The organism is Hallella faecis (assembly GCF_018789675.1).
GTDB classification, from domain to species: domain Bacteria; phylum Bacteroidota; class Bacteroidia; order Bacteroidales; family Bacteroidaceae; genus Prevotella; species Prevotella faecis.
The window spans coordinates 31,636-53,036 of record NZ_JAHKBE010000009.1 but is presented as its reverse complement, the minus strand read 5'-3'; the positions used below and the strand labels follow the sequence as shown (position 1 = coordinate 53,036).

18 protein-coding genes are annotated in these 21,401 nt (G+C 55.1%); 7 read left to right on the top strand and 11 right to left on the bottom strand.

Features of this window, described 5'->3' with window-relative positions:
- Positions 1-15: 15 nt before the first annotated feature.
- Positions 16-1,527 carry an acetyl-CoA hydrolase/transferase C-terminal domain-containing protein gene (locus KM934_RS03850; protein ID WP_215759304.1) on the top strand — a complete coding sequence of 504 codons (1,512 nt, stop codon included), beginning with the start codon at positions 16-18 and terminating at the stop codon, positions 1,525-1,527.
- Between the two features lie 1,057 nt (positions 1,528-2,584).
- On the opposite strand, the gene trpS is transcribed toward KM934_RS03850, so the two are convergent.
- Both trpS and KM934_RS03840 read right to left on the bottom strand, forming a co-directional pair.
- Complete coding sequence (trpS, locus tag KM934_RS03845) at positions 2,585-3,673, bottom strand: tryptophan--tRNA ligase (protein WP_215759303.1); 1,089 nt, start codon at positions 3,671-3,673, stop codon at positions 2,585-2,587.
- A 215-nt stretch (positions 3,674-3,888) separates the two neighbouring features.
- A complete protein-coding gene (locus KM934_RS03840; protein WP_215759302.1) occupies positions 3,889-4,947 on the bottom strand; it encodes a C1 family peptidase in 1,059 nt (352 codons plus the stop codon).
- A gap of 117 nt (positions 4,948-5,064) precedes the next feature.
- On the opposite strand from KM934_RS03840, the gene KM934_RS03835 reads away from it, so the two are divergent.
- From KM934_RS03835 to KM934_RS03825, 3 genes are all read left to right on the top strand, one after another.
- Positions 5,065-6,312, top strand: coding sequence for a peptidase U32 family protein (locus KM934_RS03835; RefSeq protein ID WP_215759301.1), 1,248 nt, complete (start codon positions 5,065-5,067; stop codon positions 6,310-6,312).
- A gap of 64 nt (positions 6,313-6,376) precedes the next feature.
- The gene (locus KM934_RS03830; RefSeq protein WP_215759300.1) at positions 6,377-6,802 is read left to right on the top strand and encodes a SufE family protein; all 426 of its coding nucleotides are present in this window, start codon (positions 6,377-6,379) and stop codon (positions 6,800-6,802) included.
- 39 nt (positions 6,803-6,841) lie between these two features.
- Positions 6,842-7,405, top strand: coding sequence for a TrmH family RNA methyltransferase (locus KM934_RS03825; protein ID WP_215759299.1), 564 nt, complete (start codon positions 6,842-6,844; stop codon positions 7,403-7,405).
- 401 nt (positions 7,406-7,806) lie between these two features.
- Here KM934_RS03825 and KM934_RS03820 read toward each other — a convergent pair whose 3' ends face one another.
- From KM934_RS03820 to KM934_RS03780, 9 genes are all read right to left on the bottom strand, one after another.
- Entirely contained in the window at positions 7,807-7,953 is a 147-nt protein-coding gene (locus tag KM934_RS03820; RefSeq protein WP_317192658.1) for a transposase, read from the bottom strand.
- 161 nt (positions 7,954-8,114) lie between these two features.
- On the bottom strand, positions 8,115-9,131 hold the full coding sequence (locus KM934_RS03815; protein WP_215759297.1) for an aldo/keto reductase: 1,017 nt from the start codon (positions 9,129-9,131) through the stop codon (positions 8,115-8,117).
- Between the two features lie 429 nt (positions 9,132-9,560).
- Complete coding sequence (locus KM934_RS03810; RefSeq protein ID WP_215759296.1) at positions 9,561-11,465, bottom strand: 4-hydroxy-3-methylbut-2-en-1-yl diphosphate synthase; 1,905 nt, start codon at positions 11,463-11,465, stop codon at positions 9,561-9,563.
- 16 nt (positions 11,466-11,481) lie between these two features.
- A complete protein-coding gene (purE, locus tag KM934_RS03805; protein ID WP_215759295.1) occupies positions 11,482-11,988 on the bottom strand; it encodes a 5-(carboxyamino)imidazole ribonucleotide mutase in 507 nt (168 codons plus the stop codon).
- 126 nt (positions 11,989-12,114) lie between these two features.
- Complete coding sequence (locus KM934_RS03800; RefSeq protein WP_215759294.1) at positions 12,115-12,726, bottom strand: phosphatase PAP2 family protein; 612 nt, start codon at positions 12,724-12,726, stop codon at positions 12,115-12,117.
- Between the two features lie 34 nt (positions 12,727-12,760).
- Positions 12,761-14,332, bottom strand: coding sequence for an RNA polymerase factor sigma-54 (rpoN, locus tag KM934_RS03795; protein ID WP_215759293.1), 1,572 nt, complete (start codon positions 14,330-14,332; stop codon positions 12,761-12,763).
- 3 nt (positions 14,333-14,335) lie between these two features.
- Positions 14,336-14,989 (bottom strand): hypothetical protein, encoded by a 654-nt coding sequence (locus KM934_RS03790; protein ID WP_215759292.1) that lies wholly within the window; start codon positions 14,987-14,989, stop codon positions 14,336-14,338.
- Between the two features lie 95 nt (positions 14,990-15,084).
- The gene (locus KM934_RS03785) at positions 15,085-17,160 is read right to left on the bottom strand and encodes a S9 family peptidase (RefSeq protein ID WP_215759291.1); all 2,076 of its coding nucleotides are present in this window, start codon (positions 17,158-17,160) and stop codon (positions 15,085-15,087) included.
- A 794-nt stretch (positions 17,161-17,954) separates the two neighbouring features.
- Complete coding sequence (locus KM934_RS03780) at positions 17,955-18,656, bottom strand: SIR2 family NAD-dependent protein deacylase (RefSeq protein ID WP_215759290.1); 702 nt, start codon at positions 18,654-18,656, stop codon at positions 17,955-17,957.
- A 121-nt stretch (positions 18,657-18,777) separates the two neighbouring features.
- On the opposite strand from KM934_RS03780, the gene KM934_RS03775 reads away from it, so the two are divergent.
- The 3 genes from KM934_RS03775 (at position 18,778) to KM934_RS03765 (ending at position 21,324) form a co-directional block, all read left to right on the top strand.
- A complete protein-coding gene (locus tag KM934_RS03775; protein ID WP_215759289.1) occupies positions 18,778-19,359 on the top strand; it encodes an FKBP-type peptidyl-prolyl cis-trans isomerase in 582 nt (193 codons plus the stop codon).
- 65 nt (positions 19,360-19,424) lie between these two features.
- Positions 19,425-20,303: an FKBP-type peptidyl-prolyl cis-trans isomerase N-terminal domain-containing protein gene (locus tag KM934_RS03770; RefSeq protein ID WP_215759288.1), complete on the top strand. Its 879-nt coding sequence runs from the start codon at positions 19,425-19,427 to the stop codon at positions 20,301-20,303.
- A 19-nt stretch (positions 20,304-20,322) separates the two neighbouring features.
- On the top strand, positions 20,323-21,324 hold the full coding sequence (locus tag KM934_RS03765) for an FKBP-type peptidyl-prolyl cis-trans isomerase (RefSeq protein WP_215759287.1): 1,002 nt from the start codon (positions 20,323-20,325) through the stop codon (positions 21,322-21,324).
- The last annotated feature ends 77 nt before the right edge of the window (positions 21,325-21,401 follow it).

The following is a 21,401-nucleotide window of genomic DNA, read 5'->3' as shown; positions in this document are numbered from 1 at the left end:
CCCATTACCTTTATTATGAGATACCCCCGAATCACAGCAGCCGAGGCTGCGGCCATGATCAATGACCGCGACAAGATGGCCCTTGGCGGCTTTACGCCCAACGGCAATCCAAAGGCCATCTTCCGTGAACTGAGTAAGCGCGCCGTGAAGGAACACGAGGCCGGAAAACCTTTTGCAGTAGGCATCTACACGGGCGCTTCGTCGTGCCAGAGTGTGGAAGGCGACATGGCCAATGCGCATGCGTTGCTCTTCCGCGCACCGTTCTCTACCAACAAGGACTTCCGCACACACACCAACCTGGGTGAGATCGACTATGAGGACATGCACCTGGGACACATGGCCGAGCGCATGCGACATGGCTTCTATGGAGAGTTCGACTGGGCGGTCATCGAGGTGTCGGACATTGTGGAGGGCGAGTCGGAGTGCCGTGCCTACCTCACGTCGGCAGGAGGAATCGCCGCTACCGCTGCGAGGCTTGCCAAACGCGTCATACTGGAGCACAACACGTTCCACAATCCCAACTCAAAATTCCTACACGATACGTGGGAGCCAGGCGACAACGGATCGGGACGCGGACCGATGATGGTCATCAAGCCCTACGACCGCATTGGCGAAAACTACATCAGCATCGACCCCAAGAAGATTGTGGGCGTCATAGAGAGCAACATACCCGAGGAGGCGCGCGCCTTCAAGGAGGTGGATGAGTTTACCTCGGCCATCGGAAACCACTTGGCCAACTTCCTCGTCGACGACATGAAGGCGGGCCGTATCCCGAAGCAATTCCTGCCCATACAGAGTGGTGTGGGTGCCACGGGCAACGCCGTGCTGGCCGCATTGGGATCCAATCCGCGCATTCCACGCTTCAACGTTTACAGTGAGGTGGTGCAGGATGCGGCCATCCGCTGGATGCTTGAGGGCAAGGTGATGGACGCCTCGGCTACGGCCATGACCGTCACCAACGAGTGTTTGCAGGAGGTTTACGCCAACATGGACTACTTCTCGAAGCACCTCACCATTCGTCAGAGCGAGGTGGCCAACTCGCCTGAGGTGATTCGCCGATTGGGCGTCATCGCCATCAACACCGCTGTGGAGTGTGATATCTATGGCAATGAGAACTCGAGCCACATCTGCGGATCGGCCCTGATGAACGGCATTGGTGGCTCATGCGACTATGAGCGCAATGGCTATATCAGCGTGTTCACTACACCGTCGGTATCCAAGGGCGGCAAGATCTCGTGCATCGTGCCCATGTGTTGCCACGTGGACAGCACCGAGCACGACGTGGATGTGATCGTCACCGAGCAGGGTGTGGCCGACTTGCGAGGCAAGGGGCCTGTTCGCCGTGCACATGAGGTCATAGAGAACTGCGCTCATCCTGAGTACCGCCCGCTGCTGCGCGACTACTTGGCTCACATCGCCCCCATGGGCCACGAGCCCCAGAGCATGACCGCTGCGCTGGCCTTCCACGACACCTTCATGCGCAAGGGCGACATGCGCCTGACCGATTTCGCTGAGTATCTGAAATAAGCCATCCCCCTTTCATACCCGCATAGGCCATCCCACAAAAAAGGATGGCCTATGCTGTTTTTACCTTATGGGTCGTCATTGCGCAAGGAAGGGCAATGCTGTTTGGGGACCCAAGGTTATTCGCTTAGATGGCCAACCTACGCTATGTTGATGGCTTGCGTTGTCTATCCATTTGCTATACGATGGACCGTCTCTCTCGGACCTATGCTTTCTTTATTTGCCCACAGGCCGTTCCCATCCTCGGTGGATACGTGCTTTTGAGCCCTTGGATTGCTCCTTATTATATAGGTAATCGGTGATTGTAATCGCTGGTCTCTCTTGCTTTGGTGCCTTGTGATAGTAGGCCAACTGCCGCTTGGGTGCTTAATGAATGTAAAACAAGTCTTAAAATGTGTTGTGTGCGCACACAAAATGTTGATTTAGGTCAAGAATGAGCCCAAAAATGCGATTTTCCATGCCTTAGGTATTGCAGAATTCTTACTTTCATGCTACCTTTGCATCGTCAAAAGGAAATAAGTAACCTCGAGAGAAGTGAATTCCTAGACATTCGATTCAATAGGTTTAAGGTTAGTAGATTGTTTCATATAGGTTTTTAGTTTTTAGGTTTTTAGATTAAAGTTTTTAGGTTATTTCATTAGGTTGTTAGTAACTTTTTAGGTAATTAGTAGATTGATTTCAGGAATGACAAACCCCTGTCTCTGTTTGAAGAGACTGGGGTTTGTCGTTTTATGGTGTTTCCCCATCTGCTTTTTGATGTTTCCTCAGCTACTTTTGGCATTTTCTCATGCGTCTTATTGCATTCTCTCATGGGCTTCATAACGTTTCTTCATGCGTTTTATGGTGTTCGCTCTTGCGTTTTATCACATGCCATCATTTGCTTCGTAAGGCTTATTCTTCTGTCAGAAGGCCCTTTGAGGAGCGTCGAGTCAAGTGTGATGGGCTATCGGCCCATGCCTTATGGCCTCACGACGGATGGGTATGGGCATAAAAAACGCCCTCCCCTTGACAAGCAAGGAGGGGGCATTATCATCATATTTGATGGCGATATTAGCCTTGTTTAGCGCTTGAACTTCTCGCTTTGCTGGCGAATGAGCTCAGCGTCATCGAAATAATCGATGCGCATGGCGCGTCTGACGTCGTCCATGGTCTGTGCGGCCGTCTCGCGAGCGCTTTCCGATCCTTGCTTGAGGATGTTGAAAATCTCGGGGATGTCCTTCTCATACTCGGCGCGACGCTGACGTATGGGGTCGAGCATGCGGTTGATGACGTTGTTGAGGAGCTTCTTGCACTTCATGTCGCCGATGCCGCCATGGGTGTAAGCAGCCTTCAGCTCGTCGAGGTTCTGGAACTCAGGCCAGAAGTCGGCGAAGTCCTGATCGGTTGAGAAGGCGTCGAGATAGGTGAACACGGCGTTGCCCTCCACGTGTCCGGGGTCGGACACATTGATGTGGGTGGGGTCGGTGTACATGCTCTTCACCTTGCTCCACACCGTGTCGGCGTCGTCGGAAAGGTAGATGCAGTTGCCGAGGCTCTTCGACATTTTCTCCTTGCCGTCGGTGCCAGGAAGGCGTCGGGCCGTAGCGTTCTCAGGCAGAAGGATTTCGGGTTCCACAAGCACGGGAGCGTAAGTCTGGTTGAAGCGGTTCACCAGTTCGCGCGTCAGCTCAATCATGGGCTCCTGGTCTTCGCCGGCGGGAACCGTGGTGGCCTTGAAGGCGGCGATGTCGGCGGCCTGCGACACGGGGTAGCAGAAGAAGCCGAGTGGCACTGAGTTGCTCTCGAAGCCACGCATCTTCACCTCGGTCTTCACCGTGGGGTTGCGCTGAACACGCGCCACGCTGACGATGTTCATCAGGTAAGTGGTGAGCTCTGCCAGCTCGGGGATGTGGCTTTGTATGTAGAGTGTGCATTTGGAGGGGTCGAGACCGGCCGAGAGATAGTCGAGTGCCACCTCAATGATGTTCTGTCGAATCTTCTCTGGATTGCTGGCGTTGTCGGTCAATGCCTGCACATCGGCCATGAAAACGAACATGCGGTCGTAGTTGCCCTCGTTCTGTAACTGCACACGGCGACGCAAGCTGCCAACGTAATGGCCCAGGTGGAGCTTGCCGGTGGGGCGGTCGCCTGTCAAAATAATCTTTCCCATATTGTTTTGTTGTCTGTTTAGTTGGTTGTTGGGCGGGTGCGTCCGGTTGGTCGCCCCTTGCCTCATGGTGTGGCGGTTTGTGTGGCGCTTAGCCTGGGTATGCCGCCGAATGTGGTGCAAAAATAGTGCTTTTTATTTGATTACGGAAGTATTCCACCATAAATTATCTCACGATTGACGAGCGGTCAACCTAAATCCCATAACCTATTTTGGGTTTACTGGTTGGGGGGTTCGATAGGCATACGCATGTAAACGGCGATGGTTTTCAGTCGGACATAGTCGTCGCTGAGATACATGAAGCCCTTGTAGCGATTGCCTTTGCCCCAGGAGTTCTTGGCGATGAAGAAGCGTTGGCCCTTCCGGTCGCGCGCCAATCCACACAGTTCCATGCAGTGGTCGTCGGTGGTTTGGCGTCGGTCGAAGAGTCGTTGGCGCTCTTCTTGGGTGGCCTTTGTGCCTTCGGGCATGGTGGCTCGGCCCTCGGCGAAGCGGAATCCCGCCTCGCTCGTGTCGCCTTCCCAGCATACGGCATGGCCCGATTGAAGCGATTGCACAATGCGTTTCATGAGTGTGTCGATGGGAAGGTTGAGAAAGGTGTCGCCAAAACGATTGTCGGGTGTCTCCAAGGCAAACTTGCTGCCGAACGGATGGTGGGTGAAACTCGTCATTGCCACGTAGTCGCCGGGAAGGCAGAGACTATGGGCGAACTCGTGTGGGGTGTAGGTTGCGCCATAGAGAGCTATGATGCGCGGCAGGCAACCCACCTCGCGGTCGAGCAGGTCGGTAACGTGTTGGTCGATCATGGAGAGCGAAGCGGAGGCTCGCGCCACATCTTTCACCTTCCGACAGAGCACGTTATAGTTGACGCCGCTGTTGTAAATGTCGGTTCCTTGGTTCTGATAATAGGAGTCGAAGGGCAGCGCTCCCGATCGCTCCAGCAAGTTGAGCAGGGTCGACGACATGCCCCGCAGCGAAATGTTCGTGCCTCCTTTCGACAGGAAATAACGTCGCGCCTCTTCCTGCAACAGGCATCGCGCCACATAATCGGTGGAGAGCGTTATGGAGTCGCCCACCATCAGGCGGTCGGTTTCGATGGTGGTCAGCATGGCATAGGCCCAGCAGAGGTCGCTGTGCCCTTGGTTGCGAACGGGCGTGGTCTTGAGCACCACCTCGTCGGTAAACTCGTTTGGGGTCGCCTCGGACGTCTTGGGCGCCGGTCGGCAGCAGGCTGTCATCAGGCCGATGATGAGCAGCCAGGTCCACATTTTCTTCATATCGCTGCAAAGTTACTAAGAAAAGAGAAGAACCATGCGGGCAGAAGCATAAACTTATTTTCATTATCCTGGGGGTGGAAGAAACGCTATGTAAGAAAAACTTAGTACCTTTGCAGCATGAACGCACGAATAGAAGACTTTGAGATCATGGCCCCTGTGGGGTCGCGCGAGAGTTTGGCGGCCGCCATTCAGGCAGGTGCCGACTCGGTATACTTCGGTGTGGGGCAACTCAACATGCGGTCGCACAGCGCCAATCACTTCACGCTCGATGATTTGCACGACATTGTTGCCATCTGCCAGGAGCACAACATGAAGACTTATCTGACGGTCAACACCATCATTTACGATAACGACCTCGATACCATGCGACAGATCATTGATGCCGCTCGCATAGCGGGCGTCAGTGCTGTCATCGCTTCCGACGTGGCCGTTATGGCCTACTGCCGTCAGGTGGGCGTGGAGGTGCATCTGTCTACCCAACTCAACATCTCTAACGTGGAGGCCCTGAAGTTCTACGCCCAGTTTGCCGACGTTAGCGTGTTGGCCCGAGAGCTTACAATGCCCCAGGTGAAACATATCCACGAACAGATAGAGGCCCAGCATATCGTAGGCCCCAATGGCGACCCCATTCGGATCGAGATGTTCTGCCATGGAGCCCTTTGCATGGCCGTGTCGGGCAAGTGTTACATGAGCCTCGACGCCGCCAACCGCTCCGCCAACCGCGGACAGTGTGTGCAGGTGTGCCGCCGCAGCTACACCGTGACCGACAATGAGACGGGCCATCAGCTTGAGATCGACAACAAATACGTGATGAGCCCCAAGGACCTGAAGACCATTCGCTTCATCGATAAGATGATGGACGCTGGTGTGAGGGTGTTTAAGATTGAGGGCCGTGCACGTGGCCCCGAGTATGTTTACACCGTGGTGTCGTGTTATAAGGAGGCCATCCGTGCCGTGCTCGACGGCTCTTTCACTGAGGAACGTAAGGATGCGTGGGACGAAAGGCTGGCTACCGTGTTCAACCGCGGCTTTTGGGATGGTTATTACCAGGGCCAGACGATGGGCGAATGGAACGACAGCTATGGCTCGTTGGCCACAGAGCGCAAGGTGCTCGTGGGCAAGGTGACCAAGTATTTCAGCCGTCTCGGCGTGGGAGAGATTGCCGTTCAGGCGTCGACCTTCAAGCAAGGCGACAAGCTTCTCATCACGGGCAACACCACTGGAGCCATGTATCTTCATGCCACGGAGATTCACGGCGACAACGGGGTGATACCCGAGGCTCCGCAACACACGCTCGTCAGCGTGCCCGTTCCCGACAAGGTGCGTCCCAACGACAAGGTTTTCCGCATCGATACCGACGCCTAACCGTGTGGCAACAGGCGTTTGAAATAGCAGCTTAGGCTTATAAACATATAAGGATTCAAGTATTATGGCACAAACAATCAACGAATTACAAGACGCAGTCATTGAGGAGTTTAGCGACTTCGACGACTGGATGGACAAATACCAGATGCTCATCGACCTGGGCAATGATCTCGAACCGCTCGACGAGAAGTATAAAACCGAGCAGAACCTCATCGACGGTTGCCAGAGCCGTGTGTGGCTACAGTGCGACGATGTTGACGGAAAGTTGGTGTTTACGGCCGACAGCGATGCCCTCATCGTGAAGGGAATCATCGCCCTGTTGGTACGAGTGCTCAGCGGACAGACACCTAAGGACATTCTCGACGCCGACCTTTATTTCATCGACCGCATTGGTTTGCGAGAGCATCTTTCCCCCACCCGCTCCAACGGTTTGCTTGCCATGATCAAGCAAATCAAGGCTTACGCGTTGGCATACAGCGTGAAACAATAACCCGTGGCTGCCATAGGCCATCCACCAACCCCATTAGTTATGCGCAAACTCAGAACCATAGAGATGCACCGCCTGTCGGTGGAGCAGTTCAAGGAAGCCCACAAGCTGCCGCTCATCGTGGTGCTCGATGATGTCAGGTCGCTCTATAACGTAGGCAGTGTGTTCCGTTGCGGCGACGCTTTCCGCGTTGAGGGCGTCTACCTTTGCGGCATCACGGCCTGCCCGCCCAACGCGGAGATACACAAGACGGCGCTTGGAGGCGAGGACAGCGTCGACTGGCGTTACTTCGAGAACACCGAGGACGCGGTGCGTGAGCTCCATGACAAGGGCTTCTTTGTGTGGAGCGTGGAGCAGGTGGAGCACTCCACCAAGTTGCAGAACATACAATCGATGCTCAGCCAGATGAGCACCGACGATGCCCATGCTCACGAAGGCTACGCCATCATCTTGGGAAACGAGGTGAAAGGCGTGAAGCAAACCGTTGTCGACATGAGCGACGGATGCTTGGAAATACCCCAGTTTGGCACCAAGCACAGCCTGAACGTGAGCACTACGGCAGGCATCGTGATCTGGGAGTTCGCCAAAGCTTTCCTCACAGAATGACCTACTGCGTTCCCCATTCTTCCGTAATGGGAAGAATGGTAGTTGTGAGATAATAGGCTTCGATGGGTTAAAGCTATATTATTTAGTATTGCGGTCCGGTAAAATTCCAAAGAGCATAAATAGCCTCCTCGAAGTCCCGTAAAATAGGACTTCGGGGTATATTTTTCAAAAGTAAGCCCCCTAATCGAAAAGACTTGGTTCTGGCGGTGCTTTTTGCATCTCCTTTGCAAGGAAATCATTCCAAGTTTTTCGGGATTTTCCATAAATGCGATAAAATCGACGTAGCACATAAGCATAAGCCGTATCATGGTAACAACTTGCGAGAATGCACAATGCCTCTTGATGCTTCTCGACAGAACCGTTATCAGCAGATTGGCTATCAGAACAACACATGTCTGTATTTATATGGCGTTGACGCTGTCCCCATAGAAGAAATGAAGCGTGAAGTTCTGTTTAAGTTGTTTGTATAACGACTCGATAGCCCATCTTAAGCGGTAAATTTCAGCAATGTCCTCAACCGTGAAGTCAAAGTCGTTGGTCAATAGCACAACCGGTTTCTTGTTCGCATAAAAAATCTCCACCCTTCCATTTTTACCCGACACTATTCTTTTTCAGGACGATTACACTCATGCCCCTTGCCGTGGAGGAAGGCGATAGGGGCGTTTACGCTTTGTCTTTGTGTTAGAAAGGTCGCCTCTTGGAAGGCTTTCTACACTATCGCCTCTATGTTCTCGTCGAATGGTTGGGCGTGAACGCTTCGTAGGTTCTTTTGTAACTGTTCGGAACTGCTGGCCCCCACCAACACGCTGGTGATGCCTTGCTGATGCAGCACCCACGACAGCGCCATCTCGGCCAAACTCTCTCCGCGCTCCGTTGCCGTGGCGTTGAGCCGCTGCAGGTAGTTGAGCAGTTCGGGCGTGAGCCGTTCTTTCTTCAGGAAATGATTGCGTGCCATGCGCGAATCGTCGGGCACCCCGTGCAGGTAACGGTCGGTGAGCAATCCCTGTGCCAGGGGCGAGAAGCTGATGAAGCCGATGCCTTGACGTTGGCAATAGTCGAGTATGCCCTCGTTGATGGGCTCACGGTCGAGCAGGTTGATGCGGCCTTGATAGATGAGCATGGGCACATCGTGGGCCTTTAGGTAATCGTGGGCCACGCGAAGCGCCTCAAGCGGCCAGCGCGATATGCCGATATAGAGCGCCTTGCCCTGCCTGACGATGTCGACCAATGCCTGTAACGTCTCCTCCAGCGGCGTGTTGGGGTCGTAGCGGTGACTATAGAAGAGGTCGACATAGTTGAGCCTCATGCGCTTCAAACTCTGCTCCAGACTGGCGAAGATATATTTGCGCGATCCCCAGTTGCCGTAGGGACCGGGCCACATGTCATAGCCAGCCTTCGTGGCAATGAACAGTTCGTCGCGATAGGGTCGGAAGTCATCGTCCATCAGTTTGCCCAGCGTCTGCTCTGCCGAGCCATAGGGAGGGCCATAGTTGTTGGCCAAATCAAAATGGGTGATGCCGTTGTCGAAGGCGCAACGGGCAATGGCGCGTGCTCGGTCGTAGCTGTCTACGCCTCCGAAATTGTGCCAAAAGCCGAGGCTCACCTTGGGGAGCAGCACGCCCGACCGGCCGCATCGCCGATACAGGTCGGCTGAGTCGTCGTAGCGGTTGTCCGACGCCGTGTAGTGGTTCGGCAGTTCCTTTTCTTTTGTAGTTTGTGTTTCCATCCGTGTTGGGTTTTATCCCCAATCGGTTCTTAGGCCGAAATGGGAAGGTTATCAGTGTGTTATTGATGTCAATATGAGCGGACCGTCTCTGCTATCCGTTGACCGGTTTGGGTTAAACCCCAATCGGTCATTAGACCGAAACAGGCGAATGGTTAGGATCTTATGGATTCTTTTCAACTCTTTTCAGCGTTTCTTTCGGCATCTTGCTTCCAGTCGCGTTTCGCCATAGCCCGCTATGGCTTCACCGCGCCTGTCGCAACCTGCTCGAAACAAACGCTAACAAGAATTAAAATCTAATGACCGATTAGGGTTAAAAACCATTGTCGTTAGGTTCAGAAAGCAGTCAAGCCCATCACTTTCGCAGGGTTTAGGCGATGCGAGCGATGGGCTTGGCGGTTATGTAAGCTGTGGAGTGGGGTGGCGGCAGCGTTATGCGCCCGTTGCCCTTTGGTCCTTATGGATGAGCGCCAGCAGGTGTTCCACAGCCTCTTCCTCGGGAATATTCTTCTCCACACACACTTGTTTGCGATAGAGCGACACGCGCTTGGGGCCTGCGCCCACGTATCCGTAGTCGGCGTCGGCCATCTCGCCTGGACCGTTCACGATGCATCCCATGATGCCAATCTTCAGCCCCTTCATGTCTTGCGTGGCCTTGCGAATCTTCGCGATGGTCTCACGCAGGTCGTAGAGCGTGCGTCCGCATCCTGGGCACGAGATGTACTCGGTCTTCGAGGTGCGCAGACGTGCGGCTTGCAGAATGCCGAATGCCGTGTCGTCGATGTCGTCCTGGGCGATGTTGCCGTCGTTCATCAACCACACACCGTCGGTCAGACCATCCATCATCAGGGCGCCCATATCGGCTGCCGATTGCAGTTGGAACTCCTCCTTGTCGTTGAGCTTGTACATCTGCGCGAAGACCACGGGGTTGGTCAGGCCTGCCCTCATCATCTCATGCACCAGCGCACGCTGGTCGCCCAAGCGGTTCTGGTGGTGGCTTGTTCCTATCACCACAATCTCGGGATGCGCCTTCAGGCAAGCCAAATACTCCTCGCTCGGTGTGCCAAATTGCAACACAAGGAACTTCACGGGAGCCTTGATCAAGCCGATGAAAGGCATGGCGGTGACAGGGAAGATGGGGTAGAGCGTGGCGGCGCCTGTGCCCTTGCCCTGCGGCTCGTAGGGTAGGGTGCCGTTGTTGGTGAGCTCGGCGTACACGTTATAGTCTATGATATAGTTGTTGAGCGTATCCGTCGGCGCTTCCGACCCCGTGTAGATATAGTCGGCCTTGGCCTTTTGGCTGGCCGAAGGTGCAGCGGTCGCACTCTGTTGGGCGCTGTTGCGCGAGGCGATGACCACTGGCACGTGGTCGCCTCCTATGTTGCCCACGGCTACGGTGGCGCGGCGGGTGGGGTGCAGCCAGTCGAAACCGCTGTAAGCCTCGCCCGGAATGAGGATATGGCCCGCCTTGCGACTGATGTAGTCGACCAAGTGGCGCGCCACGGGAATCTCAGCCTCTGGCTCCTCGGAGAGCGACACGCGGATGGTGTCGCCAATGCCGTCGGCCAGCAAGGCACCAATGCCCACGGCACTCTTGATGCGTCCGTCCTCGCCCTCGCCAGCCTCGGTGACGCCGAGATGGAGTGGGTAGCTCATGCCTTCCTTGGCCATGGTGTCGACCAGCAGGCGCACGGAGCGCACCATGACCACCGTGTTGCTCGACTTGATGGAGATGACCACATCGTCGAAATGCTCACGTTTGCAGATGCGCAGAAACTCCATGCAGCTCTCCACGATGCCTTCCGGCGTGTCGCCGTAGCGGTTGCGGATGCGGTCGGAGAGCGATCCGTGGTTCACACCGATGCGTACGGCGGTGTGGTGCTCCTTGCAAATGTTGAGGAATGGCACAAAGCGCTCGTCGATTTTTTGCAGTTCTTGCGCATACTCCTTATCGGTATATTCGTGCTTGACGAACTTCCGTGCCGGGTCTACGTAGTTGCCAGGATTTATGCGAACCTTTTCGGCGATGCGCGCCGCCACGTCGGCCACGTTGGGGTTGAAGTGGATGTCGGCGCATAGTGGCGTGTTGAAACCGTCGCGTCGGATGGCTTCCTGGATGTTCTTCAGGTTCTCCGCCTCGCGTATGCCTTGTGTGGTGAGGCGCACCAACTCGCCTCCGGCCTTGATGATGCGCTCCGATTGGGCTGCCGATCCTTCGGTGTCGTCGGTGTTGGTGGTCGTCATCGACTGGATGCGAATGGGGTTGTCGCCACCCATGTTGAACGAACCCACATGCGCCACGGTCGTTTCGCGCCTATGGTAATTGAATAAATCCATGTCGATCGTTTGATAATTAGCACTTGAACTTATAGTCCTTGATCTCGGCCAGGTCCTTGTTGGCCTTCTCGATCTTCTTTCCCAGGCTGGCCTTCCATGCGTCTACCTTGGCCGCAATGGCCTCATCGCCGAGGGCGATCATCTCCGCTGCGAGGATGGCGGCGTTCTGTGCGCCGTTCACACCAACCGTAGCCACGGGGATTCCCGGCGGCATCTGAATGATGGAAAGCATGGCGTCGAGACCGTCGAGCATGCCCTTGATGGGTACTCCGATGACGGGCAGTGGGGTAGAGGCTGCAATGACGCCGGGCAATGCGGCAGCCATGCCTGCTGCGGCGATGATGACCTTCACGCCGCGTGCCTTGGCACCTTTGGCAAATTGTTCCACTGCGTCGGGTGTGCGATGCGCCGAGAGGGCGTTCATCTCAAACGGAATTTCTTGCTCTTCCAACCACTTGCAAGCTTTCTCCATGACAGGAAGGTCGCTTGTCGAACCCATAATGATGCTGACTAATGGTTTCATACTATGTGTTGTTTTGTTGTGTGTCGTTATGTTTTGCCGCCCCAGGCGGATGTTATACAGGCGTTGCGCCTGTCGATTTGCGTTGCTTGTTCCTGTGTTTCTTGCCGTTGGCTCCGCGGTTATGGGTTAGATGATGGCCCAAAAGCCGAGCACCACGCCCATGAGAAAGCCGGCGATGATTTGCGAGAGGCTGTGCTGTCGCAGTATCATGCGGCTCGTTCCCACCATGCCCGCAATGATGAGGATGGTGCAGAACCACCCCATGGGGTTGAAGGCGAAAAGGATGGAGAAGGCCACCAGTGCCCCCTCGAAGCCGCCTATGGCCGCGCTGTGGGTGGAGATTTTCCACCACACGTTGATGATGGCGCACGCTATCTGTATGAGCAAGGCCGCCACGAGGATGTTGGACATGAACTGTGGGATGCGCAGCAGGCTCATCAGGTAGTAACAGGTGAAGTAGCAGAGGATGGTGATGACATAGGGAACCATTCGGCGTTCCTTTTGCGCCATCTCTGAAGAGGTCCATCCTTGGTAGCGCCTATAGACGTGGATAAACATCGTGGGCAGCAGGATGGTGAAAAGATACACCATGGTGAGCACCGTGAGCTTGTAGGTTGTGGGCAACAAGCTCATGTAGCTGAAGATAAACAAGGCCAGCAGTCCGGCGATGGGCAGGTAGAACGGGGTGAACACCATGCTCATCACTCGTGCGGCCAATATGATGTTTTTTTCTTTCATTTGTGCTTTGCTAAGAATCGAAGTGCGCCCTTCGCTATGCCTTGCGCAGACGTGCCACGGGCAGATGTAGCTGCTCGCGATACTTGGCGATGGTTCGGCGCGCCACGGGGAACCCTTTTTTCTTCATTTCCTGAGCCAGTACATCGTCTGAGAGCGGCTTCTTCTTGTCCTCGTTGTCGATGAGTTCCTTGAGGGCGAGCTTGATCTTTCGCGTCGACATTTCCTCGCCATCCTTGGTGATGTATTTGTCGGTGAAGAAGAATCGGAGGCGGAATGTGCCCCAGCGTGTTTGCGCATATTTCTGGTTGCTGACCCTGCTGATGGTGGTGATGTCGAGCCCTGTCTTCTCGGCAATGTCCTTGAGGACCATCGGCTTGAGGTCGGCCTCGTCGCCATCTTGGAAGAATTTCTTCTGCCAATTGATGATGGCCTTCATCGTTACGTACAGGGTGTGGTGTCGCTGGCGTATGGCTTCGATGTAGCCTTGCGCTTTCTCCACCTTCTCCTTGGCGTAGAGCAGCGCCTCCTTGTCGGTGCGCGTCATAGTCTGCTTGTGGTTCTTGTAGTGGTCCACCATGTTGGCGAAGTCGGCCGATACCCTCAAGTCGGGCACGCGCCCATGGTTGATGGTGAAGCTGATGTGTCCCTCGTCGTCGGTGTCGACGATGAAGTCGGGGGTGATTTGCTGGGTGTTGCGGCCCATGGTCTCGCCCAGGGCTGCTCCCGGCTTGGGGTTTAGCCTGAGTATTTCCTGGTGTACGGCTTGCGCCTGCTCACTTGTCAGGTTGAGCGCGGCGGCAATCTTGTCCCAGTGTTTCTTGGTAAACTCCTCGTATTGCTCGTTCAGCACACGTGTCATGAGGTCCTTGAGCTTGCCTGCCGGCCTGCGTTGCACCTGCAATAGCAGGCACTCCTGCAGCGAACGGGCGCCGATTCCCGCCGGCTCGAACGTCTGCAGCTTGTGCAATAGGTTCTCCACCTCCGCCTCGGCGACGTCGATTCCGTAGTAGATGGCCAACTCGTCGGTTATATCATCCAATGGTTTACGCAATATCCCGTCGTCGTCGAGCGATCCGATGAGATACTCCATGACTTCCTGCTGTTGGTCGGTCAGTTCGAGCATTCCCATCTGTTCCTTGAGGTTGTCGTAGAACGACGTGGTGTCGCCCCACACCGTTTCCTCATAATCGGCGTTGTCGTTGTTGTCCGATTGTGCGTATGGGGAGGCTTGTGGCATCTCGTCGTCGCTTCCCAGGTTGGCCAGAGCGTTGTCGAGCGCCTCTTCGCGCTCCTCTCGCTCACTTTTCCTTTCGTAGTTGTCGTCGGCCATGGCAGTCTCCATGCTGTCGTCGTTGGTGCTGTCTTGCACGTCGTTGTCGGCTGCGTCGTGCGGTTCGTTGTCGTGTGATGCGTTGTCCGTTTGGATGTCATCAAGATCGTCGTGCGTGGCCTCCAGGGCTGGGTTGTCGTCGAGTTCCACATCGATGTTTTGCTCCAGCTCTGCCAATGGCATCTCCAACAACTTCACTTGCAGCATTTGTTGCTGTGAGAGTCGTTGTTGTTGGGTCTGACTCAGCGTTTGTGTTTGAATGAGTTTCTGTGACATTCCTTATTTCCAGTAATCTTTGAGTTGTGCCGCCAATGCGGCTATTTTTTCGGGATCTTCGTTTCCGAAGCGCTTCCACACCTGCTGGCATGCGTCGAGCAGGGTGGGGGCCACGGGGTGTTGGTTGTTGAGGTAGGGGTCGCACACCTGATATGCCTGCATGATTCCTACCACCTCCTCGGGCTTCGTCCTGATGCTTTTGGCCAGGCTCACCACCTCGGGCGTCTCCACCACCATGGTGTTGGGTGTGAGACGGAAGTAGAGGTCGAGAATCATGATAAGCATGACAGGCGTGAGTCCTTCTGGCTCCACTCCCTCCAGAGGCTTGAAGTCTTTCTCCCACGACTCGTTGACTGCCACTCCTGCGTAGAACTCGCTGGCGTTTCCGAAGCCGTTCATGCGTTTGAGCAGCTTCACCTCGCGCGTCAGCCGTCGTGGGTTGTCGGCGTAGGTGTCCCACAATCGTTGCAGGTTGGGCGTGTCGATCTGCCTCAACTTGAACATCTTCCGATACAGGTATTCGGGTGGGAAATGCAGTTCCAGTGCGAGGTCTACGAGGCCTCGGCTGTAGAGCGGCTTCATGCCCTGCGGCCGTTTCAGGTAAAGCTGCATGAGCATGAGCCAGTATTCGTTTTGCCAAGAAGGGTATTTAGCCATATTTATCAGACTTGATCGGTGTTACGCAAAGTTACATCAATTATCCGACGCGGCTTTCTTTTTTCGCGTCTTTTTCCCTATTTAGGTGCGATTTGTCACCATTCGATGCCCTGGTCGGCCATTTTCTCGCTGTTCCAGGGTGCTGGTTCGCCGCCCAGGTACTTGTGGAACCACTCGAGGTGGGCGTTGTAGTAGAGGGGCATGGAGCGGAGTCCTGAGGGCCAGTGTCCGTCGTTGGTAAACACGATGAGTCGCGATGGTATGCCGAGTGTCTGCAGCGTGTTGAAGTATTGCAGCGACTGGGTGTACGACACGCGGTAGTCGCGCTCTCCGGTGATGATGAGTGTTGGTGTTGCGAAGTTCTTCACATATTCCGACGGGCTCCATTTCTTATAGAGCTTCGAGTTCCAGGGCTGTCCCTCGAGTTCGAAATTGGGGAACCAAAGCTCCTCGGTAGTGCCCCACATGGAGTTGAGGTCGTAGAGACCCATCATCGAGGCGAGGCAGCGGAAGCGCTTGGTTTGTCCCTGCAGCCAGTTCATGAAGTAGCCTCCATACGACCATCCCATGGCTCCCATGCGTGTGGAGTCGACGTAGCTGAGCTGTGCCAGTTGGTCGGTCACCTTCATGACGTCCTCATAGGGTCGTCCGCCCCATGAGCCGCTGATGGCTCGGCAGAACTTCTGTCCGTATCCCGTCGATCCGTGTGGGTTGGGGTATGCCACCACGTATCCCGCTCCGGGGAACACCTGCCAGTCGGGTCGGAACGAGTCCATCCACTGCATCTGTGGTCCGCCGTGCACGTTGATGACGAGCGGGTAGCGCTTGTTGGGGTCGAAGCCGTGTGGCTTCACGATGAAATACTGCACGCTGTCGCCGTCGGCTCCGATCACCCAGTGGGCCTCAGAGGGTCGGATGTCGACCTCTGCCTCCAGTTGGTCGTTGAGGTGTGTGATCTGTTTCTCGGCGAATCGGTTGCCGCGCTTGCCGGCAGTGGCGGTGTGATAGAGGGCCACGGGCTTGCCTGTGGTGGAGTAGGTGTAGTAGAACCCGCCCTTGCCGTCGGGCTCAAAGGCGCCAATGGCGCGGTCGGCCACGAGCTTGTTGAGGCGCCCGTCCTTGATGCTCACTTGGTAGAGGGGCTGGTAGCCGCGCTCCTCGCCGAGGAAATAGATGCTCTTTGAGTCGGCGGCCCACTTGTACTCGTCCACCCAGTTGTCGTAATTCTCGGTAAGCACACGCTTCTCTCCGGTCTTGCGGTTGATGAGGGCGAGCACGAAACGGTCGCTCTCGTAGCTCGGTGTGCGCTGGAAGCGGTAGGCGATCCACTGTCCGTCGGGGCTATACTGTGGACTGCCGTCCCACGCCTTGTTTTCGGCGGTGAGGTTGCGCGCCTCGCCTCCCTCGACGCTCACGGTCCAGAGGTCGCAGTTGGTGGAAGCCTCGGGATGGTCGTCGTGGTTGCTCAGGTAGCATATCTCCTTCGAGTCGGGCGAGAAGACGAAGCCTGAAGGGCCGCTGGGTGAGAACACCGGACTGTGGAATCGTCCCGGCGTGATGTCCTTGTAGGTCTTGGTCTCGGTGTTGTAGACGATGATGTGCCAGTAGCGCCCGTCGCTATACTCGGTCCAGTGGCGATAGAGCAGGGCGTCGGCCACATGTGCCTGGATGGGGTTCTTGGCGCGTTTGTCGAGCGCTGCCTTGTTGGCCTTGCCGTCGGCACCGCCAATCTCTGGGTACACCTCGGCCGCGAAGGCCACGTAGCGACCGTCGGGCGACACCTGCGCGCCCTGCACGCCGAGCGCATAATCGGTGATTTGGGTGGTTGTTCCGTCGCTGTATTTAAACAGTTGGACAGCGCCGTCTACCGACGAACAAAAGTAGAGGCTTTTGCCATCCTGCGACCACATGGGTTCGTAGCTCTTTCCGTTGGTGGTGATGGCGGTGGGTTGGCCCTTGCCGCTCTTGTTCATCACCCAGATGTTGCTGGTGGATTTCTGTGTCTTCAGATCCGAGCTGCTGGTGGAGTAGGCGAGTGTGCCGTCCTTGGCCACCGTGGGCGATGATACGCTTTGCACGCGATACACGTCTTCGATGGTGAAAGCGCGCTTCTGGGCGGTGGCTGTTAGGCCTACCGTGAGGGCTAATGCCGTTATAAGTGTCTTTTTCATGCCAATTTGTATTAGTTTAGATGCAAAGATAGCGAAAATCTGTTGAATTGTTGGTTATCCGTAGGATAAATGTTGGTTTCTAAATGAAGAAACCGCAAAGTGCGACAAAAAAGTGACAACTCTGACTTTACAAATCGTGGGGTTAAGGGCACTTTTCTTACCCTGAAGGCGTTTGGGGGTATGAAAAACGGCATTTTTCCTCTTTGTGGCGCCTTAAAACGCCCCATTTTGCAGTGTGGAAGAGCGCTCTGGTTTTTATCTGGCGATTTGGGCCGTTTTAAGCTTCCGTAAGGCTTCCAAAATGCTGTTTGGGTCCCTTTTGTGGCGCGTTGCAAAATGGGCTGTTAGGTAGCAATTAACAGAGTGCTGCGACCTCTGTTTTCGGTCCTTTCAATCGCCTTGTCGTTTTGTTGTGTTTTCTATCCGAAAAGTTTGTCAGGATTCTCATGTCATTTAGCGAGCGAAAAAGCCCTTTTTGTGCGATCGGATCACCGAAAAGGAGCGAGCCGTTCGGCGTTAGGCATGTATTGAGTTGCGGAACATGCCTAACCGAGGCGCGGTTAGCCATGTTTCGCATCTCGAAAGACCCTGTTTCGCACCCCGGTTAGGCATGTTTCGCAACGTGAAAAGCGGAATTTGAAACGTTGAACGAGCCTTAAATCCTGTAACTATTTGATAGTTAGAAGATTGTGTAAAATCGCTGAGAATCGCGTATTTCGGCCAAATATTTTCGTGATTGAAAATACTTGGAAAGGTTGTGGGGCATTTTGTTGCGTTTTTTACACCCCCTTGGCCTACGGCTTCAGCAGTTTCACGAGTTCGCGCATGCCCTCCGACGCCCCTTTCTCGATATGCGTAATGTTGCTGTATTGGCCCATGCTCACGGCGTTGGGGTCGATGAGGAAGATGGGGCAGTGGGCCGGGGTGTAACGCACCAGGCCGGCGGCGGGGTACACATTGAGCGATGAGCCGATGATGACGAACACGTCGGCCTCGGCCGCTTTGCGTGCTGCGGCGTCGAGCATGGGCACGCTCTCACCGAAGAACACGATGAAGGGGCGCAGCAGCGATCCGTCGCCAGCCAGCGCGCCCGGCTTCACGTCGTTGGTCTCGGGCGTGAGTTGTTGGATGTAACGCTCGTCGTAGGGGTCGCGGCTCGAGCAAACCTTGGTGAGCTCGCCATGCAGGTGGATGACGTGTGAGCTGCCCGCCCGCTCGTGCAGGTCGTCGACGTTCTGTGTGAGCACGCTCACGTCAAACGTGTTTTCGAGCTCGGCCACCAGTCGGTGCCCCTCGTTGGGCTGGGCGTTCCACAGCTTTCGCCGCATCATATTGTAGAAGTTGTTGACCAGCGTGGGGTCGGCCTCCCACCCCTCGTGCGACGCCACTTGCTCCACCGGATAATTCTCCCACAGGCCGTCGTTGCCTCGGAAGGTTTTGAATCCGCTTTCCACCGACATGCCGGCGCCGGTGAGGAAAACCACTTTCTTCTTCATTGTTATACGGGTTATTAAAAGTTATTATTGCACAAAAATAGTAATTTTTCGAATAGAATGGTTCGGCAAACAATTAAAAATAGTACCTTTGCGCATAAAATTAAAAATTATTATCAGAAGAATGGATAAAGTAAGTTATGCTCTTGGTATGAGCATTGGCCGTCAGCTGCAACAGATGAACGCCGCCGAAGTGAACGTTGATGATTTTGCACAGGCCATCAAGGATGTGTTTGCGTCGAAGACCAGCCTTACCGACAGTGAGGCCCAGCAGGTCGTGCAGGATTTCTTCCAACGCAAGGCTGAGGAGCAGGCTGGTGCCGCCAAGGCTGAGGGAGAAGCCTTCCTGGCCGAGAACGCCAAGAAGGAGGGCGTGGTGAGCCTGCCTTCAGGATTGCAGTATCAGGTGTTGCGCGAGGGCGATGGCCGCAAGCCCGCCGCTACCGACCAGGTGGAGTGCCACTACGAGGGTACGCTCATCAACGGACAGGTGTTCGACAGCAGCTACCAGCGTGGCCAGACCGCCACATTCGGCCTCAACCAGGTGATTGCCGGATGGACCGAGGGCTTGCAGCTCATGCAGGAAGGCGCCAAGTATCGCTTCTTCATTCCTTACCACCTCGCCTACGGTGAGCGTGGTGCCGGCCAGAGCATTCCTCCCTTCGCCACCCTCATCTTTGATGTGGAGCTCGTGAAGGTGAAGTAATAGCCGCCAGCAGTAGTTACCCCAACACAAATCATAGAGATTTAAGAAAAAACAAATATCAAACAATGAAAAACTTAAAATCATTAGCCATCGTGGCTATCGCCGCAGCCGCTCTCTCGTCATGTGGCAACTCAACCCCTAAGGCAGACCTGAAAACCGATGTCGACTCAATGAGCTACGCCATCGGTACACTCCAGTCACAGTATATCCGCCAGGTCATTCAGTCGGGCCAGGCCGGTATCGACACCGCTTACATCGACGAGGTGGTGAAGGGTATCATTGAGGGCGCCAACGCCGGCGACGACAAGAAGAAGGCCGCTTACATCATGGGTCTTCAGATCGGTCAGGGTCTCTCTTCTCAGCTTGTGAAGAGTGTGAACCATGAGGCCTTCGGTTCCGATTCTACCAAGACCATCTCACTGAAGAACCTGCTCGCAGCTTTCATCACAGGTGTGTATGGCAAACCCGGACTGATGACTCCCGAGACGGCCCAGGAAGTGGCCCAGACCAAGATGGACGCCATCAAGACCGCCACAATGATGAAGGAGTTTGGTCCTAACAAGGCAGCTGGCGAGAAGTTCCTGGCAGCCAACAAGAAGAAGCCCGGAGTGGTCACACTGCCCTCAGGCTTGCAGTATAAGGTCATCAAGGAAGGCAATGGTCCTATCCCCACCGACACCACAACCGTTACTGTCAACTACGTGGGCCGCACCATCGACGGCAAGGTCTTCGAGAACTCTTACGAGAACGGCAGTGGCCCTGTGACCATCCAGCCCAAGCAGTTCATTCCCGGTTGGACCGAGGCTCTGACCCACATGCCCCAGGGTTCAGTGTGGGAGGTTTACATTCCCCAGAACCTGGGTTACAAGGAGCGCCAGGCTGGCCAGATCAAGCCTTTCTCTACGCTGATCTTTAAGATTGAGCTTGTCAAGGTGGGCAAGTAATAGAAAGGACTGAAGCAACATGAAGAAACTGTTATTGTTCGCCATGCTCTTCCTCGCTGGAGCTACCTTCAGCACGGCAGTGGCTGGCAAGAAAGACAAGAAGAAAAAGGTACAGGCCGACACCGTTGCGGTGAGCGCTAAGCCCGTGTCGCTGATCACGTCGTCCGATACGATGAGCTACGCTTCGGGTTATGCCGCCACACAGGGCTTGCTGAGCTATTTGCAGCACCAGTTGCACGTCGACACGGCTTACATCGCCGAGTTTGTTCGTGGCTATCGTGAGGCCATCGCCAAGGCTGGCGACCCAGCTTTCGTAGCTTATAGCGCCGGCGCAACCATCGCCGAGCAGGCCAACAAGCAGATCCTGCCGGGCGTGTCGCGCACACTCGAGGGCAGCAACGATTCTATCACTCCCGGCCTCTTCCACGAGGGATTCTTGGCTGGCGTGATGGCCGACACCACCTATTTTAATATCAAAACGGTGGGCAACTTCGTGCAGAAGCGTGTCAAGGCCATTCAGGACGAGAAGAACGCTGCCTACAAGGAGCTCAACGCCGTGTGGCTGAAGAACAATGCCACCAAGCCGGGTGTCGTGGTTATGCCCTCAGGCCTGCAGTACAAGGTCATCAAGACCGGCACGGGTGCCAAGCCTGAGAAGACGCAGACCGTTGAGGTGGTGTATGAAGGCAAGACCATCGACGGCACGGTCTTTGACGCTACCGAGCGCCACAATGGCGCCAAGTCGGATAAGTTCCGTTGCGACCAGGTCATCAAGGGATGGACAGAGGCCCTGACAAGCATGAACGTAGGTAGCAAGTGGGAGATCTATATCCCCCAGGAGCTGGCTTACGGAGAGCGTCAGGCCGGACAGATCAAGCCCTACTCAACACTGATCTTCACCGTCGAACTGGTGGGAATCGAGGCTGAGGAGAAGGCCGCTCCCGCCGCCAACGCCGCCAAGACCCCTGCAACCAAAAAGGCTGCTGGCACAACCAAAAAGACAGTAAAGCGCAAGAAATAACACCTTCTAACGCTCGTTTTATGACAAAATGCACGGTTATTGCAAAATAATCGTGCATTTTTGTTGTTGGTATCGTT